Source organism: Streptomyces sp. UG1, from assembly GCF_049974585.1.
Taxonomy (GTDB): Bacteria; Actinomycetota; Actinomycetes; order Streptomycetales; family Streptomycetaceae; genus Streptomyces.
Genome location: NZ_JBNGGG010000004.1, coordinates 263,819 through 280,517 on the forward strand (window position 1 = coordinate 263,819; position 16,699 = coordinate 280,517).

Below are 16,699 nucleotides of genomic sequence, written 5' to 3' on the forward strand. Positions count from 1 at the left end.
CTTCGATCGGAACTCATCGGCGGGCGGGGATTTTTTTCGGCGATGCGTGGTGGACCGTCTCAGCGTGCCAGGGGCAGGGCGGCCAGCTCGGCCACGATCAGGGTCAGCGGGCAGAAGACGGCCAGCAGGCCGCCGACGCGCAGGGCCGCCGCGCTGCGCAGCATCGAGGCCGGGGCGCCGAGGCGGAGCAGTGCGGCCGTGGTGTCGGCGCGGGTCTGCTTGGCCTCCAGCGCGGCCATGAGCAGGGTGGCCAGGGTGCAGCCGGTGATCACGGTGGTGGCGAGGGTGGAGAGGGGGCCGACGGCGGCGGTGGTCGCGGAGTCGGAGAGGGGGGCGATGGCGTACGTGGCGGAGGCGACCGCGCAGACGATGCCGAGGGGGCGGCCGATGCGGGTGGCTTCCGCCATGAGGCCGCGGCCCGCGAGGAGGCGGAGGGGGCCTGGGCGCACGGACTGCAGGAGGCGGCCGCAGAGGTGGGTGAGGCCGGGGGCGGCGAGGGCCATGCCGAGGGCGGTGAGGATCCAGCCGAACAGGACTCCGGCGGGGCCGGTGGGGAGGGCTGACGGGAGGGCGAGGGGGGTGTCGGTGGACGCCGCGGACGCCGCGCGGCTGGCGTAGGTCTCCATGGCCAGGCCTGCGGTGAGGGTGGTGATGCCCCAGGGGAGGCCTTTGGGGGCGGGGCGGGGGGTGAGGAGGGCGTCCGGGGTTTGGGGGGTGCCGTTGGCTGGGAGTGGGGGGTTGGTTGCGTGGCCCGGCGCCGGGTGCGTGCCGTCGGTTCGGGTCGGCCGGGGGTGGGTGTCGCTCGCCCGCGCTTGCGGGGTGCCGCCTGCGCCCACCCGTGCCGCCCAAGCGGCACGACTGCCCGCAGGCTGGGTGGGTTGGCTGGCCTCGGGCTGTGTGGGTTGGTCGTCCGCGGGCTGGTCGGGGTGGCTGTCCGCGGGCTGGGTGGGGCGGTTGCCGGTGGGCTGGGTGGGTTGGCTGTTCGCGGGCTGGGTGGGGTGGCTGTCCGCAGGATGCGTCGGCGCCCGCCTCAATCGGGTTCTGAAGCGGTCGTACGGCCTTCCCGCTCCCTTTCCCCTGGAAGCTCCGAGCTCCCTCGGTCGCAGTGACCAGGCCACCGTCGCCGATGCCAGTGCCGGGGTCAGGGTCAGGAGGGTCAGGGTGGCCGGGATTGGTAGGGGGCGGTCCGTCGCGAGGAAGTGCGCGGCCGCTCCGTCGAAGGGCATGCCCGTCAGGTCGCCTCGCAGGTGGAGGAAGACGAGCAGGGCCAGCATCGAGCCGACGGTGCAGGACAGGGCCGTGGTGGTGGCCGAGACGAGCATCAGGCGGACCGGGCCGAGGCCGATCGCCGCGAGGCCAGGGCGGGGCTTGGTGCCGGGGTCGGTGCGGGCCACCGCCACCGCGAGGTGGATCGTCGCGGCCAGCGGCGGCGCGCACCACGCCAGGCGGAGCGACGACGCGGCGGGGGAGTCCGGGTGGGACAGGGCGTAGCCCAGGGCGGACAGCAGCAGGAAGCCGGTGCCCGCCGCCCCCGCCGACACGAGCAGGCGGCGCAACTGTACGGCGGGCTGCGCGCCCCGGGTCAGACGGAGAGCGAGCACGCGGCCCGGCCTTCCGCCTCGGGGACGGGGGGCAGGTGCACCGTGTTCACCCGCCGTCCGTCGAGGAGGGCGACGGTGCGGTCGGCCAGGACTGCCGTGTCCGCGTCATGGCTGGCCAGCACGACCGTGATGCCGTGCGAGCGGGCCGCGGTCGTCAGGGTGCGCAGGACCTGGGTGCGGTCGGAGCGGTGCAGCGGAGCCGTCGGCTCGTCGGCGAACAGCACCATCGGCGACGGGGCCAGCGCCCGGGCGATGCACACGCGCTGGCGCTCGGTCTGGACGAGCTGGTGCGGGCGCTTGCGGGCCGCCTCGCCCACGTCCAGGCGCTCCAGCCACTCCAGCGCGGCCGTCTTGGCCCGGCGGCGGCTCGTGCCGCGCAGCATCAGGGGGAGGGCGGTGTTCTCCCAGACGTTCAGCTCGGGCACGAGCGACGGGGTGGGGTCGACCCAGGCGAAGCGGTCGCGGCGCAGCCGTTCGCGGGCCACCGGGCCCATCGTGTGCACCGGCACGCTGTTGAACCAGACCTCCCCGCGCCGCGCCGGGGAGAGGCCGGACAGACAGCGCAGGAGAGCGGTCTTGCCGCTGCCGCGCGGACCGATGACGGCGAGGACCTCGCCCTCCTGGACACCGAGCGAGACCCCGTTGAGCGCGGGCGAGCCGTCGTGGTGCGAGAAGTGCAGGGCGCGTGCCCAGAGCACGTCGTTGTCCGGCGGGGCCACCATGGGCGTACACCTCGGTTCTGATCGTCATTTCTTCTTGCCAATCCCCCTTGCGGGGGAACGAAGGCAGGACCGATCGGTTACAGGGCACGCTAAGGAGCCGGGGGCGGATCCCCGGACAGCACGCGGCCCGGGCGCACCGTTCTCACTCGTACGGGTGCACCCGGGCCGGGGTCGCTCAGAGCTTCGTCCACGCCTCCGACAGCGTCTCGCGCAGGATCTGCTCGATCTCGTCGAACGTCTCCTGGTTGGAGATCAGCGGCGGGGCGAGCTGGACGACCGGGTCACCGCGGTCGTCGGCACGGCAGTAAAGGCCGTTCTCGTACAGCTTCTTGGAGAGGAAGCCGTACAGGACCCGCTCGGTCTCCTCGGCGTCGAACGACTCCATGGTCGCCTTGTCCTTCACCAGCTCGATGCCGTAGAAGAAGCCGTTGCCGCGGACGTCGCCGACGATCGGAAGGTCGTACAGCTTCTCCAGCGTCGCGCGGAACGCGGCCTCGTTGTCGAGGACGTGCTGGTTGAGGCCCTCGCGCTCGAACAGGTCGAGGTTGGCGACGCCCACCGCGGCCGACACCGGGTGGCCGCCGAAGGTGTAGCCGTGCAGGAAGGTGTTGTCGCCCTTGTAGAAGGGCTCGGCGAGACGGTCGGAGACGATGCAGGCGCCGATGGGGGAGTAGCCGGACGTCATGCCCTTGGCGCAGGTGATCATGTCCGGGACGTAGCCGAACTTGTCGCAGGCGAACATCGTGCCCAGGCGGCCGAAGGCGCAGATGACCTCGTCGGAGACCAGCAGTACGTCGTACTGGTCGCAGATCTCGCGCACGCGCTGGAAGTAGCCGGGCGGGGGCGGGAAGCAGCCGCCCGCGTTCTGCACCGGCTCCAGGAAGACCGCGGCGACCGTGTCCGGGCCCTCGAAGAGGATCTGCTGCTCGATCTGGTCGGCGGCCCAGCGGCCGAAGGCCTCCGGGTCGTCGCCGTGGATGGGGGCCCGGTAGATGTTGGTGTTCGGGACCTTGTGGGCGCCGGGGACCAGCGGTTCGAACGGGGCCTTCAAGCCCGGGAGGCCGGTGATGGACAGGGCGCCCTGCGGCGTGCCGTGGTACGCGACGGCGCGCGAGATCACCTTGTGCTTGGTGGGCTTGCCGACCAGCTTGAAGTACTGCTTGGCGAGCTTCCAGGCGGTCTCCACCGCCTCACCGCCGCCGGTGGTGAAGAAGACCTTGTTGAGGTCGCCCGGCGCGTGGCCGGCCAGACGCTCCGCGAGCTCCACGGCCCTCGGGTGCGCGTAGGACCAGACCGGGAAGAACGCCAGCTCCTGCGCCTGCTTGAAGGCGGTCTCGGCCAGCTCGACGCGGCCGTGCCCGGCCTGGACCACGAACAGGCCGGCCAGACCGTCGAGGTAGCGCTTGCCCTTGTCGTCGTAGATGTAGGTTCCCTCGCCCCGGACGATGGTGGGGACGGGGGAGTTCTCGTACGAGGACATGCGGGTGAAGTGCATCCACAAGTGGTCGTACGCGGTACGGCTGAGGTCCTTGCTGCTCACGGTTATCGGGTCCTCACGGTTATCGGGTTCCCCACATGTAGGTCTGCTTCTTGAGCTTGAGGTAGACGAAGCTCTCGGTGGAACGCACTGCGGGCACGGCCCGGATGCGTTTGTTGATGACCTCCAGGAGGTGGTCGTCGTCCTCGCAGACGATCTCCACCATCAGGTCGAAGGACCCGGCGGTCATCACCACGTACTCGCATTCGGACATGGCGGCCAGCGCGTCCGCGACGGACTCCACGTCGCCCTCGACGTTCACGCCGACCATCGCCTGCCGGCGGAAGCCCACGGTGAGCGGGTCCGTGACGGCGACGATCTGCATCACGCCCTGGTCGAGCAGCTTCTGGACGCGCTGGCGCACGGCCGCCTCGGACAGGCCGACGGCCTTGCCGATCGCGGCGTACGGCCGGCGGCCGTCCTCCTGAAGTTGTTCGATGATGGCTAGGGAGACGGCGTCCAACTGGGGGCCGCCGCTCCTGGACTCGCGGGAGTCCTTGGAGTCCTTGGGGTCTGCGCTTCGACTGGCCACGACGTCACTGTGCACGACGTCTCGACAGTTCCGCAAGGCCAAGGCGATGAAATTCGTTGTTTACGTGACGTGAGTCTGCGGATTTCGCAGATGTGGCGGCAATAGGGGTGTTGAAAACGTGGGCCGGGCGATTAGGGTGGCGTCTCAGAGAATGGACAGCCAGAAGCCCAGAAGCAGTGAAGATCTGACAGGAGGCCGGCAGTGAGCACCGAGCTGCGTCGTCTGCGCAACTACATCGACGGTGAGTTCCGGGACGCCGCCGACGGACGGACCACCGAGGTGGTCAACCCCGCGACGGGCGAGGCGTACGCGACAGCGCCGCTGTCCGGGCAGGCGGACGTCGACGCCGCGATGGAGGCCGCCGCCCGGGCCTTCCCCGCCTGGCGCGACACGACCCCCGCCGAGCGGCAGAAGGCCCTGCTGAAGATCGCGGACGCGTTCGAGGAGCGGGCCGAGGAGCTGATCGCGGCGGAGGTGGAGAACACGGGCAAGCCGATCGGGCTGACCCGCTCCGAGGAGATCCCGCCCATGGTCGACCAGATCCGCTTCTTCGCGGGCGCGGCGCGGATGCTCGAGGGACGCTCGGCCGGTGAGTACATGGAGGGCCTGACCTCGATCGTGCGCCGTGAGCCGGTCGGCGTCTGCGCGCAGGTCGCGCCGTGGAACTACCCGATGATGATGGCCGTGTGGAAGTTCGCGCCGGCCCTCGCGGCGGGCAACACGGTCGTGCTGAAGCCGTCCGACACGACGCCCGCGTCGACCGTCCTGATCGCCGAGATCATCGGCTCGGTGGTGCCCAAGGGCGTCTTCAACGTCATCACCGGCGACCGGGACACCGGCCGGATGATGGTCGAGCACCCGACCCCGGCGATGGCCTCCATCACCGGCTCCGTGCGGGCCGGCATGCAGGTCGCCGAGTCCGCGTCCAAGGACCTCAAGCGGGTCCACCTGGAGCTGGGCGGCAAGGCGCCGGTCGTCGTGTTCGAGGACACTGACATCGCCAAGGCCGTCGAGGACATCTCCGTGGCGGGCTTCTTCAACGCCGGGCAGGACTGCACGGCCGCCTGCCGGGTCCTCGTCCACGAGGCCATCCACGACGAGTTCGTCGCCGCGCTCGCGAAGGCCGCCGCCGACACCAAGACGGGTCAGCCGGACGACGAGGACGTCCTCTTCGGCCCGCTCAACAACCCCAACCAGCTCAAGCAGGTCGAGGGCTTCATCGAGCGGCTGCCGGCGCACGCGCGCGTGGAGGCCGGTGGCAAGCGGGTCGGCGACAAGGGCTACTTCTTCGCGCCGACCGTCGTCTCGGGCCTGAAGCAGGACGACGAGATCATCCAGAAGGAGGTCTTCGGGCCGGTCATCACCGTGCAGTCCTTCTCGAACGAGGAGCAGGCCGTCGAGTGGGCGAACGGCGTCGAGTACGCGCTCGCCTCCTCGGTGTGGACGAAGGACCACGGGCGCGCGATGCGGATGTCGAAGGCGCTGGACTTCGGGTGCGTGTGGATCAACACGCACATTCCGTTGGTCGCGGAGATGCCGCACGGCGGGTTCAAGAAGTCCGGGTACGGCAAGGACCTTTCGGCGTACGGCTTCGACGACTACACGCGGATCAAGCACGTGATGACGTCGCTGGACGCCTAGGTCGCGTTTCGGTGGTGGTAGCGCCGTGTGCTACGCCGCTACCACCGCCCCCGCCGATGCACCGCCGTGCGCCCCACGACCGCCGCCAGCTTGCGCAGTCGGCGCCAGTCCAGGCGTGGGCCGCGCTGGGGGACGCCGGGGCGTTTGCGGGGGACGCGGACGCGCAGGGCGCCCGGGGTGATGCGGCAGTGGACCGGGGCGGGCAGGACCAGGGCCTCGCCGTCGATGCCGGCCTCGATCTCCGGGCGGTCGGCGTCGATGACGACCTCGGACGCGGTGAGGATGGTGAGGCCGCTCGGCTCGGGGTCGAGCAGCAGCGCGGCGGCCTCGGCCGCGCTGTCCACCCGGAGGCCGAGCACGCCGAGTACGGCCGCGTCGAGGCGGTCGCGGCGGCCGAGGCCGAAGGGGTCGTCCGTACGGTAGGGGTTGTTGCTGACCAGCACGGCGTGCGGGGCGTCCAGCGTCCTGCCCGCCGCCCGGGCGGTCAGCCGCGGGCCCTGCTGGCGGGTGAGCAGGTCGGGGAGCAGCTCCAGGCTGGTGCCGATCTTGTCGGCGCGGTAGCCGGGGTTCTGCACGATGGCCGCGTACGCCCCGAAGGAGGCGTTGTTGACGAAGGGCCGGCCGTTCGCGAAGCCCAGGTCGACGCGCAGTTCCACGCCGTCGGTGAGCGCGTCCAGGCAGGCGGCGGGATTCTCGCGGTCGAGGCCGAGGTCCATGGCGAAGTGGTTGCGGGTGCCGGCGCTGATCACCAGGAACGGGATGTCGTACGCGGCGGCGACGGCCGCGACCCGCGCCTGGGTGCCGTCCCCGCCCGCGACGCCCAGCAGGTCCGCGCCCTCCGCCACGGCCTTGCGGGCCAGGGCGGTGACGTCCTGGTGCCGATCGGGGTCGAGGAGGACGACCTCGGCGCCGAGCCGTTCGGCCTTCTCCTTGAGGGCGAAGCGTTCCACCTTCCCGTCGCCCGAGCGCGGGTTCATGATCAGGACCGCCCGCCGCGGTGGCGCCGCCTTGCGCTCCCGCATCACCCGCACCCGGGTGCTGCCCGTGCCCCGCAGCGCGTACCGGCCGCTCCACACGGCCACCGTCCACAGCGCCACGGACGCCAGCAGCGCCCAGAAGAGGGTGGCCGCGAACAGGGCGACGAGGGCCGCCGGGACCGCCAGCGCCAGCACGGCCGCCGCCCAGCGCACCGGTCCGCGCAGGGTCAGCGTCCACCACACGGCGACCGCGCTCAGACCCAGGCCCGCCACGCCCGCCACCAGCAGCAGGATGCCGCCGACACCGCCGTACGCGAGCGGCACGAGCACCGCGAGCCCCGCGGCGGCCAACGCCGTCCGCGCCGCCCACCGCTGCGCCCGGTAGGCCCGCCCGCTCAAGTCCAGGCCCATGCGTCCTCCCTCGTCGGCGGACATCGTAGGGCGGCCACGACACGGACCGCATGGCGGCACCCGGCCACGCTCCGCGGGGCGGGTCCGATACGCCCGGCCCATTGCTTTTGAACGTGTTCAACTCCTCGCGTACGCTACCGCCATGAACGACAGAGCCGCCCTGCTCAAGGGCATCCGTGTCTGGCTGGCCCTCTTCGTCGTCTGCCTGGTGCTCAGCGGTGCCACGGCCTTCCCCCTGGTCCACGAACTGCGCTGGACCGAGGATCTGTCGCGCGCCCTGTCCGTGCCGGAGCACCTGCCCGCCCTCATGGACTGGATCGAGCGCGTCCGGCGCGGGCTCGACACGGCCGACGCCGACTACCCCTTCCTCCTCCACGGCACCGACTGGCTGGCCTTCGCCCACCTGATCTGCGGGCCGATCCGCGGCATCCCCTCCTGGTGGTCGGTGATCGACATGTCGTTCGGCGTCTTCGGGCCGATTCCCCTGTATGTCGTGCGGAAGAGGATCAAGCGGCTGGAGGCGCTCACGGCGCCCGCGGTGCCTCCAGCCGCCGTCGCCGTCAGCGGTTGAACGCCGGGAAGGCGAAGCGCTGGGCGATGGCCAGGCCGTCGCCCCTCGCGTCGGTCGAGTTGACGGAGTAGACGAGGGTGCGCGACAGGTCGCGGGTGGCCGCGACGACCGTGTGGTAGCCGGGGCGGGAGCCCGTCTTGGCCCAGACCGTCCGGCCGTTCAGCTCGAACGGCGAGAAGGGCGCGCCCATCGTGGCGTCGACCGCGTCCGGCACCGCGAACATCTCCTTCAGCTGCGGCTCGGGCACGACCCGGCCGCGGAACAGGCCCACCAGCAGCCGCTCGAGGTCCGCGGTCGTCGAGATCATGTCGCCGGCCGCCCACCGGTCGGACATGTTCCACTCGGTCACGTCCACCAGCTTGCCGTCGATCCAGTCGTAGCCGCGGTTGTGCGGGCCGTGGACACGGGGGTCGGGGCCGGCGGGGAAGGAGGTGTGCCGCATGCCGAGCGGGCGGAAGATCCGTACGGCGGCCTGGTGGGCGTACGAGTCACCGGTGACCTTCTCGATCAGCATGGCGAGCACGGTGTAGTGGATGTTGCCGTAGACCTGCCGCTCGCCGGGCGCGTTGTCGGGGTCGGGGCCCTTGGCCACGGACGCGGCGACGACCTCGGCGGGCGTCAGGGTCTCGAAGCGGTGGGGGTACATCTCCTCGGTGGTGCCGCCGAGGGACTTGCCGGGCCGCAGACCGCTGGTGAAGTTCAGCAACTGCCGTACGGTGATCGGCTCGAAGGCGTCCGTGAGCAGGCCGGGCAGGTACTGCTGCACCGTACCGTCGAGGGAGATCCGCCCCTCGGCGGCGAGTTGCAGCACGATCGCCGCGGTCACGACCTTCGTCGTGGAACCGGCCCGGAAGCGGGCGTTCTCGATCGCCGGCGCCCCCGTTCTCATGTCCCGCACCCCGGCCGCCCCGTGCCAGCTGCCCCTGCCGCCCACGCGGATCAGCGCGGCCGTCGCGTCCTGGTCGGGCAGCCCGGCCAGCGCGGCGCACAGGGCCTTGACGTCCGGGCCGGCAGGCGAGGCGGCCTCGATCGCCGCGGCGGAGCAGGACGAGGTGGGGTGCGCGGAGGCCGTTCCGGCCAGCGGTAACGCGGTGAGCGCGAGGGCGAGCGCGGAGGTGAGCAGGGCGGGAAGCGGACGTACGGGCATCGGCTGCTCCTGAGGTCGACGGGATGTCCGTGATCATCGTCGCGGCGGTACGGCCCGACCGGATCGTCGGTGAGGAGGGGCTCGGACCCTGGCAGGTCCCGGAGCAAGTGCCGTGCGGGGCAAGGGTGTTGTAAGGGATGGCCCTTACGGGCCCGGTGCCGAAAAAGTGTTATCGCCGTGCCCTTCACCGCGTCTCCACTGGCGTCCCCCCGTCCCCCCATGCCCGGGAGCCGCCCCATGCCTCGCCCGTACCGGAACCGGAATGTGATCTCCGACATAGCCAACAGTGCAGGTCAGGCTGAGAAGGTGCGTGCGGGCAGCAAGTGACCCGGGAGAGGACGTACGTGGGCGAGGCAGCCGGCCGGCAGTGGCGCGCCACCATCGCGGCGGCGCAGGCCGGTGACCGGCAGGCGCTGGACGAGCTGGTCGAGGGCTGGCTGCCGCTGGTCTACAACGTGGTCGGACGCGCCCTGAACGGCCATGCCGACGTCGACGACGTCGTCCAGGAGACGATGCTGCGCGCCGTCGACAACCTCGGCTCGCTGCGGGACCCGGACAGCTTCCGCTCCTGGCTCGTCGCCATCGCCATGCGGCAGATCCGCGACCGGGCCCGCCGCAAGCAGCCCGTCCACCTCGACGAGTCCGCCGCGCACGAGGCCACCGACTTCGCCGAACTCACCGTGCTGCGGCTCCAGTTGGAGGGGCAGCGGCGCGAGGTCGCGGAGGCGGTGCGCTGGCTGGACGACGAGGACCGGCAACTGCTGTCACTGTGGTGGCTGGAGGTCGCGGGCGAGCTGACCCGGCGCGAGCTGGCCGCCGCGGCCGGGATCAGCCGGCAGCACGCCGCGGTCCGCGTCCAGCGGGTGAAGGAGCGGCTGGAGACCGCGCGCGGCATCGTGCGGGCGCTCGAGGGCGCCTGCCCCGACCTGCGCGAGCTGACCGCCCGCTGGGACGGCCGCCCCGACTCGGTCTGGCGCAAGCGGCTGGCCCGGCACATCAGGGGCTGCGGCTACTGCGGCGACACCCGCGAGGCCGTCGTACCGGCGGAGCGGCTCCTCGTCGGCATCGCGCTCGTCCCGATCCCGGTCGGCTTCACCCTCTCCCTGGCCTTCGGCGGCAAGACGGCGGTCGCGGCGACGGCCACGGCGACCTCCGTCGGCTGGTCCGCCAAGGTCATGGCCGCGATCACCCAGCCCGCCGTCGCCGTGACGGCCGGCGCGACCTTCGTCGCCGGTGGTGCCTACGTCGTCACCCAGACCCCCGACGCCCCGCCCCCGCGCACCGCCCCCACCACCTCGAGCACGGCCCGCCCGCCGTCACCCACCACCCCACCCGTGACGCCGACGGCCACCCCCTCACCGTCACAGACGCGCAAGGTCGAGCTGTACGGCACGGTCGTCGACGCCGTCGACCGGGCCCCGGACCCGAACGCCCGGCCCGCGGACCTCCCGCGCCGCCCCGAGTCCGGCATCACCAGCACCGGAGGCCGGCAGGCCGTGCTGCAGCACCGCGGCGACGGCGTCACGCTCAGCGGTCAGGGCTACGTCCTCGTGCGCTGGCAGATCGCCCCGCACGACCGGCCCGGCGGGCTGGCCATGCCGACCTGGACCGGGCTGAAGGGAAAGATCTTCCACGTCGCCTCCGGCGGCGGCCGCCGTATGGACGACGTCACCGGGCAGACGTCCGACGGCGGCGACGTCACCGGCATGGGCGGCCCGGACACCGGCTACACCGTCCTGCCCGAAGGCACCCAGCAGATGTGGCAGAACGAGTACTTCTACGTCGACGGCAGCGTCACCCTCAACGTCAACGAGCGCGGCGCCTCCTACGGCCTGACCGTCTTCCCGACGGACTGGGAAGCGGTCACCAAGGACATCACGACCGGCCCTGACCAGGGCACCATCCGCTACGGCCTGGTCCGCGACAACGGCAAGGACACCGCGCCGGTGCCGCAGTACGTCACCCGCGCGACGCCGGCCGATCCGGCGACGGTGCCTCAACGCTCCCGCGTGTGACCGCCGTCGCGCAGGGCCAGCAGGACATCGAGGCGGTTGGTCGTGATCGAGTCGACGCCGAGGTCCAGCAGCCGGCGCATGGAGCGGCGGGTGTCCGGGGTCCAGACCGACAGCAGATGGCCGCCGCGGTGAACGCGTTCGGCGAGGGCGCGGTCGACCAGGCCGAAGCGGTAGTTGAGCCAGCGCGGGCGCACCACGTCCAGCAGCGCGGGCCGCGGCGGCGCCAGCGTCGTCCAGGTCAGGGCGATCTCGGCGGCCGGGTCGGCGGCGCGCACGGCGAGCATGGCGGGGGCGCCCGCGCAGTAGTACACGCGGTCCGCGGCCCCGCACTCGCGCACGACGTCCACGATCCGGCGTGCCGTGCGCACATCGGGCGTGCCGGGCAGGTCGAGCATCACCCGGCTCCCGTCGCACGCGGACAGCGCCTCCTGCAGCGTCGGCACCTCGCCCGCCGTCAGCCCCCGCACCTCGGCCGCCGACAGCGCCAGCAGCGGCCGGTCCTGCTCCCACAGCCGCTTCAGCGTGCCGTCGTGCAGCAGCACCGGCACGCCGTCCTTGGTGAGCCGTACGTCGATCTCCACCGCGTCCGCGCCGAGCCGGAGCGCGGAGAGCAGGGAGTCGAGCGTGTTCTCGCGGACGCGGTAGGGGTCGCCGCGGTGGGCGACTGCGGTCACGTTCTGCATGAGGACATTGTGGTGGGCGCGGGGGCCGTCACGAGGGAGGGGCGGCGGGGGGCTCAGGGGACGAGCCAGCCGGCGGTGTACGTGTCGATCTCGGCCGCGATCCGGGCCTTGCCCGCCTCGTCCAGGAGGGACGCGGCCACGGCGTTCTTGGCGAGGTCGGCCAGGCCCCGCTCGTCGAGGTCGAGGAGGCGGGCGGCGACGGCGTACTCGTTGTTCAGGTCGGTGCCGAACATCGGCGGGTCGTCGGAGTTGATGGTGACGACGACCCCCGCCTTCACGAACTCCTTGATCGGGTGCTCGTCGATCGTGCGGACCGCGCGGGTGGCGATGTTGGAGGTCGGGCAGACCTCCAGCGGGATCCGGTGCTCGGCGAGGTGCGCCAGCAGCTTCGGGTCCCGCGCCGAGCTGGTGCCGTGCCCGATGCGCTCGGCGCGCAGGTCGGTCAGGGCGTCCCAGACCGTCTCGGGTCCCGTGGTCTCGCCGGCGTGCGGCACGGAGTGCAGTCCGGCGGCGATGGCCCGGTCGAAGAACGGCTTGAACTGGGGCCTCGGTACGCCGATCTCGGGCCCGCCGAGCCCGAAGGAGACCAGCCCCTCCGGCCGGACCCGGTCGTCGGTCGCCAGCCGCGCCGTCTCCTCGGCGGCCTGAAGCCCCGCCTCGCCGGGTATGTCGAAGCACCAGCGCAGCACGGTCCCGAACTCGGCCTCGGCCGCCTTGCGGGCGTCCTCGATCGCCGCCATGAAGGCGAGTTCGTCGATGCCGCGGCGGGTGGAGGAGAACGGGGTGATGGTCAGCTCGGCGTAGCGGACCTGCTGCCGGGCCAGATCGCGGGCCACCTCGTACGTCAGCAGCCGTACGTCCTCCGGGGTGCGGATCAGATCCACGACGGACAGGTACACCTCGATGAAGTGGGCGAAGTCCGTGAACGTGAAGTAGTCCGCCAGCGCCTCCGGGTCGGTGGGGACCTTGGAGTCGGGGTGGCGGGCGGCGAGTTCCGCGACGATGCGGGGGGAGGCGGAGCCGACGTGGTGGACGTGCAGTTCGGACTTGGGCAGTCCGGCGATGAAGGCGTGCAGATCGCGCGGGGCGCGTGCGTCGGCGAGACGGTCGGTCAAGGTCCCTCCCCGGGAACGGCGTCCGCGGCGCGGCCGGGCGGGCCGGGTGGCGGGACGCGGGTGATCGGCTGATCGGTGACTCGGGATCATCGTAGGCCGGGGCCGTACTGGTGATGGCCGGGCCGTAGCATGACGGCACGTACGACAGAGGGGGTTCCGCGCATGTCCGACGACGCGCAGGCGCCGGGGGCGCCGGAAGCGGGGGAGGTGGCGGACGGGGGGTTGGCTTCGCGGGGTGAGGCGGGGGCCTCGCTGGAGAAGGGGATGTCCCTGGAGAAGCGGGGTGTGGTGGAGCCGGGGGTGGAGCCGGAGCCGGGGCGTGGTGGTGCGGGGTCGGGGTACGGCCGCGGGGCCGGGGGTGCCGGGGGTGCCGGGTACACCCTTGCCTCCAATGCGTCCGATGCCTCCAGCGCGTCCGATGCCTTCAACGAACCGTCGGCCGCTTGGCCCGCGCCGTCCGTGCACGATCAGCAGACGGTCACCTCGATGCCCTCTTCGGGTGTGCCCTCCTCGGGTGTGCCCTCCGAGCCGAGGGATGCCGTGCCGGCGCCGTCGCCGTGGGCGACCCCGTCCGCGGGGCCGCACCCCGGGATGCCCTCGGCCGACCCCTTCGCGCCGCCGGGGCCCACGTCTCCTGCGCCGCCCAACCCCTTCGCGGCGCCGCCCGCGTCCGTCCCCTACCCCGCGCAGGGCGAGCCCGTCCCGCCGCCGCCCATCGCGCCCGACGGGCCCGGGCAGGTGCCGTACGGCTATCCGGGCGGCCTTGGGCACGGTCACGGTTACCCGTCTCCTGGGCCGGGCGGCCTTGGGCACGGTCACGGCTTCCCGCCTGCCGGCCCGGGCGGTCTTGGGCACGGTCATGGCTACCCGTCTCCTGGCCCGGGCGGGCCCGGCTACTACGGCTGGCCCGGGATGCAGCCCCTGCCCGGCAACGGGATGGGTACGGCCGGGCTTGTGCTCGGGATCATCTCGGCGGTGGTCTTCTGTCTGTGGCCGGTGGCGATCATCGTGGGCGGGCTGGGGCTGATCTTCGGGGCGATCGGTCGTGCCAAGGCCCGGCGGGGTGAGGCGACGAACCCCGGTCAGGCGCTGGCCGGGATGATCTGCGGGGCGGCGGGTGTGGTGCTGGGGCTGGGGATGCTGGCGCTGGTGATCGCGACGTCGTAGTAGCGCCGGGGAGTTTCTCGCCCCCGCCGCCCCTACCCGTCCCATCCTCCAGGGGCGCTGCCCCTTCAACCCCGGCCGCCTCTGGGGCTGCGCCCCCAGACCCCCGCTTCGGCCCTGAACGGGCCTCGTCCTCAAACGCCGGACGGGCTGGAGAGCGCTGGCCGGCGCTGGAGAGTGGGCCCCTGTCGGGCGGGTGGGGGCTTGGGACGGCGTGGCTATGTCCTCAAACGCCGGACGGGCTGAGAAGCACCGCCCCTACCCCCGCAACCTCCCCCGCGCCACCATCAACGCGAACCCCAGCAAATTCGGCCCCCGCCACCGCTCCGGATCCGCGGCGCCCTCGTCCCCCGCCGCCAGTCCGATCCCCCACACCCGGTCCACCGGGCTCGCCTCCACCAGGACCCGCTCCCCGGTGGCCAGCAGGAAGTCCCGTAGGTCGGGGTGCGCGGAGAACTTGTGTATCGAGCCCTCGACGACGATTCGGAAGCGTTCCCGCTCCCAGGTCGCGTCGTCGAAACCCCGTACCAGTCGGCCGGCCTTCTTCGCCTGCGACGGATGCGCCGCGCAGAGCACCCGCCGCTCCGCCTCCCCGTCGCCGAACAGTCGTGCCTTCTCGGCCATCATCCAGTGCTCGGCGGTCGCGTAGGACACCCCGCTCACCTCGAAGGGGGACGGCCACCACTGGCTCAGGCAGCTCGGTCCGACCCTGCCGTCGGGCAGTGGGCGGTGGCCCCAGAAGTGGAGGTACTTGACCCTTGCCCCCGCGCGGACCTCCTGGATCAGGACGTCCCAAGAATCGATCTTCGTCATGTGGCCGAGTCTGGCACGCACCACCGACAACCCGTCCTCGGTTTCCCAGGCCCACTCGACACCTGGCCGACAGATTCCGTCGCGTAATCAAAAAGGCAACAACGGAATCACTTGTTGGAGTCCATCTGCTCTGCCAGGATCGGCAGTCAAATCGAGCCTGAGCCACGCCGGCCCCATCATGGGGCACGGAGGGAGCGACATGCACAACCCGGGCACCGCCACCCCGGAACGATTCCCGGCCCAGGACCGCTTCGCGGACGGCGCGCAGTACATCGCGGGCCGGCCGGCGAAGGGGACCTCGGGGCGTACCCACGCCGTCGTCGACCCTGCCACGGGCGAGGAGGTGTACACGTACGACCTGGCCGGTGCCGACGACGTCGACGCCGCGGTCGCCGCGGCGCGCGAGGCGTTCCCGGCCTGGGCCGCCGCCACCCCCGGCGAGCGTTCCGACGCGCTGCACCGCTTCGCCGCCGTGCTCGCCGAGCGCGCCGAGGAGTTCGCCCGCGCCGAATCGCTGCAGTGTGGGAAGCCGCTCAAGCTGACCCGTGAGTTCGACGTTCCGGGGACCATCGACAACACCTCCTTCTTCGCCGGCGCGGCAAGGCAACTGCAGGGGCAGTCCGCCGGTGAGTACTCCGGGGACCACACCTCGTACGTGCGCCGCGAGCCCATCGGTGTCGTCGGGTCCGTCGCGCCTTGGAACTACCCCCTCCAGATGGCCGCCTGGAAGATCCTCCCGGCCATCGCCGCGGGCAACACCATCGTGCTCAAGCCCGCCGAGCTCACCCCGCTCACCTCGCTGCTGTTCGCCCAGGCCGCCACCGACGCCGGGATCCCGGACGGCGTCGTCAACATCGTCACGGGGACGGGCAAGGAGGCCGGTGAGCATCTCGTCGGGCATCCCGACGTCGCCATGACCTCCTTCACCGGCTCCACCGCCGTCGGCAGGCGCGTCGCCGAGATCGCCACCGGCACGGTGAAGAGGATCCACCTTGAACTGGGCGGCAAGGCGCCCTTCGTCGTCTTCGACGACGCCGACCTCGAGGCCGCCGCCCACGGCGCCGTCGCGGGCTCGCTCATCAACACCGGGCAGGACTGCACGGCCGCCACGCGCGCGTACGTACAGCGACCGCTGTATGAGGCGTTCGTGGAGCGGACCGCCGCTCTCATGGAGAGTGTCCGGCTCGGTGACCCCTTCGCCCCGGGGACCGACCTCGGGCCGCTGATCTCCCACGTCCAGCGCGACCGGGTCGCCGGGTTCGTCGAGCGTGCGCGCCTGACGAGCGCACGCGTGGTGACCGGCGGCGAGGCTCCCCAGGGCGAGCTCGGGAACGGCGCCTACTACCGGCCCACCCTGATCGCCGATGCCGCCCAGGACAGCGAGATCGTCCAGTCCGAGATCTTCGGGCCGGTGCTGGTCGTGCTCCCGTTCGACAGCGACGACGACGGGATCCGGCTGGCCAACGACACCCCGTACGGGCTCGCCGCCTCCGCCTGGAGCCGGGACGTCTACCGGGCGAACCGTGCCACGCGCGAGATCAAGGCGGGCTGCGTGTGGGTCAACGACCACATTCCGATCATCAGTGAGATGCCGCACGGCGGCTACAAGGCCTCCGGCTTCGGCAAGGACATGTCCGCGTACTCCTTCGAGGAGTACACCCAGATCAAGCACGTCATGTTCGACAACACCGCGGTGGCCGCGAAGGACTGGCACCGCACCGTCTTCGGGGACCGATAGGCCAGATAGGCCAGATAGGCACCAGATCAGCA

At 72.0% G+C, this 16,699-nt stretch carries 14 protein-coding genes; 5 read left to right on the forward strand and 9 right to left on the reverse strand.

What is annotated here, in order from left to right:
- Nucleotides 1–59: 59 nt before the first annotated feature.
- The 4 genes from ACP4J3_RS06780 to ACP4J3_RS06795 all read right to left on the reverse strand — a co-directional run bounded on the left by ACP4J3_RS06780 (nt 60) and on the right by ACP4J3_RS06795 (nt 4,407).
- Nucleotides 60–1,601 carry a hypothetical protein gene (locus ACP4J3_RS06780; RefSeq protein WP_426531419.1) on the reverse strand — a complete coding sequence of 514 codons (1,542 nt, stop codon included), beginning with the start codon at nt 1,599–1,601 and terminating at the stop codon, nt 60–62.
- A complete protein-coding gene (locus ACP4J3_RS06785) occupies nt 1,583–2,323 on the reverse strand; it encodes an ABC transporter ATP-binding protein (protein ID WP_426531421.1) in 741 nt (246 codons plus the stop codon). Before ACP4J3_RS06785 ends, ACP4J3_RS06780 begins: the two co-directional genes overlap by 19 nt.
- Before the next feature lie 175 nt (nt 2,324–2,498).
- A complete protein-coding gene (locus ACP4J3_RS06790) occupies nt 2,499–3,863 on the reverse strand; it encodes an aspartate aminotransferase family protein (RefSeq protein ID WP_426531423.1) in 1,365 nt (454 codons plus the stop codon).
- A 19-nt stretch (nt 3,864–3,882) separates the two neighbouring features.
- Nucleotides 3,883–4,407 carry an Lrp/AsnC family transcriptional regulator gene (locus tag ACP4J3_RS06795; protein ID WP_426531425.1) on the reverse strand — a complete coding sequence of 175 codons (525 nt, stop codon included), beginning with the start codon at nt 4,405–4,407 and terminating at the stop codon, nt 3,883–3,885.
- A 186-nt stretch (nt 4,408–4,593) separates the two neighbouring features.
- Between ACP4J3_RS06795 and ACP4J3_RS06800 the strand changes: the two genes are divergently transcribed.
- Nucleotides 4,594–6,033, forward strand: coding sequence for a gamma-aminobutyraldehyde dehydrogenase (locus ACP4J3_RS06800; RefSeq protein ID WP_426531427.1), 1,440 nt, complete (start codon nt 4,594–4,596; stop codon nt 6,031–6,033).
- A gap of 38 nt (nt 6,034–6,071) precedes the next feature.
- On the opposite strand, the gene ACP4J3_RS06805 is transcribed toward ACP4J3_RS06800, so the two are convergent.
- The gene (locus tag ACP4J3_RS06805) at nt 6,072–7,421 is read right to left on the reverse strand and encodes a diacylglycerol/lipid kinase family protein (RefSeq protein WP_426531429.1); all 1,350 of its coding nucleotides are present in this window, start codon (nt 7,419–7,421) and stop codon (nt 6,072–6,074) included.
- A gap of 142 nt (nt 7,422–7,563) precedes the next feature.
- Between ACP4J3_RS06805 and ACP4J3_RS06810 the strand changes: the two genes are divergently transcribed.
- A complete protein-coding gene (locus ACP4J3_RS06810; protein ID WP_426531431.1) occupies nt 7,564–7,992 on the forward strand; it encodes a hypothetical protein in 429 nt (142 codons plus the stop codon).
- Here the strand turns inward: ACP4J3_RS06810 and ACP4J3_RS06815 are convergent.
- On the reverse strand, nt 7,982–9,139 hold the full coding sequence (locus ACP4J3_RS06815) for a serine hydrolase domain-containing protein (protein ID WP_426531433.1): 1,158 nt from the start codon (nt 9,137–9,139) through the stop codon (nt 7,982–7,984). The genes ACP4J3_RS06810 and ACP4J3_RS06815 overlap by 11 nt on opposite strands.
- A gap of 323 nt (nt 9,140–9,462) precedes the next feature.
- Here ACP4J3_RS06815 and ACP4J3_RS06820 point away from each other — a divergent pair, with 323 nt between their 5' ends.
- Entirely contained in the window at nt 9,463–11,154 is a 1,692-nt protein-coding gene (locus tag ACP4J3_RS06820) for a sigma-70 family RNA polymerase sigma factor (protein WP_426531435.1), read from the forward strand.
- Here the strand turns inward: ACP4J3_RS06820 and ACP4J3_RS06825 are convergent.
- Together ACP4J3_RS06825 and ACP4J3_RS06830 are read right to left on the reverse strand one after the other, a co-directional pair.
- Nucleotides 11,136–11,837 carry a glycerophosphodiester phosphodiesterase gene (locus ACP4J3_RS06825; RefSeq protein ID WP_426531437.1) on the reverse strand — a complete coding sequence of 234 codons (702 nt, stop codon included), beginning with the start codon at nt 11,835–11,837 and terminating at the stop codon, nt 11,136–11,138. The two genes, ACP4J3_RS06820 and ACP4J3_RS06825, sit on opposite strands and share 19 nt — an antisense overlap.
- A 53-nt stretch (nt 11,838–11,890) precedes the next feature.
- Nucleotides 11,891–12,952, reverse strand: coding sequence for an adenosine deaminase (locus ACP4J3_RS06830; RefSeq protein WP_426531439.1), 1,062 nt, complete (start codon nt 12,950–12,952; stop codon nt 11,891–11,893).
- A 162-nt stretch (nt 12,953–13,114) separates the two neighbouring features.
- Between ACP4J3_RS06830 and ACP4J3_RS06835 the strand changes: the two genes are divergently transcribed.
- On the forward strand, nt 13,115–14,119 hold the full coding sequence (locus ACP4J3_RS06835) for a hypothetical protein (RefSeq protein WP_426531441.1): 1,005 nt from the start codon (nt 13,115–13,117) through the stop codon (nt 14,117–14,119).
- A 255-nt stretch (nt 14,120–14,374) separates the two neighbouring features.
- Here the strand turns inward: ACP4J3_RS06835 and ACP4J3_RS06840 are convergent, their stop codons facing one another.
- Entirely contained in the window at nt 14,375–14,959 is a 585-nt protein-coding gene (locus ACP4J3_RS06840) for an NADAR family protein (protein WP_426531443.1), read from the reverse strand.
- Between the two features lie 169 nt (nt 14,960–15,128).
- Between ACP4J3_RS06840 and ACP4J3_RS06845 the strand changes: the two genes are divergently transcribed.
- Complete coding sequence (locus ACP4J3_RS06845) at nt 15,129–16,667, forward strand: gamma-aminobutyraldehyde dehydrogenase (RefSeq protein WP_426531445.1); 1,539 nt, start codon at nt 15,129–15,131, stop codon at nt 16,665–16,667.
- Nucleotides 16,668–16,699: the final 32 nt, after the last annotated feature.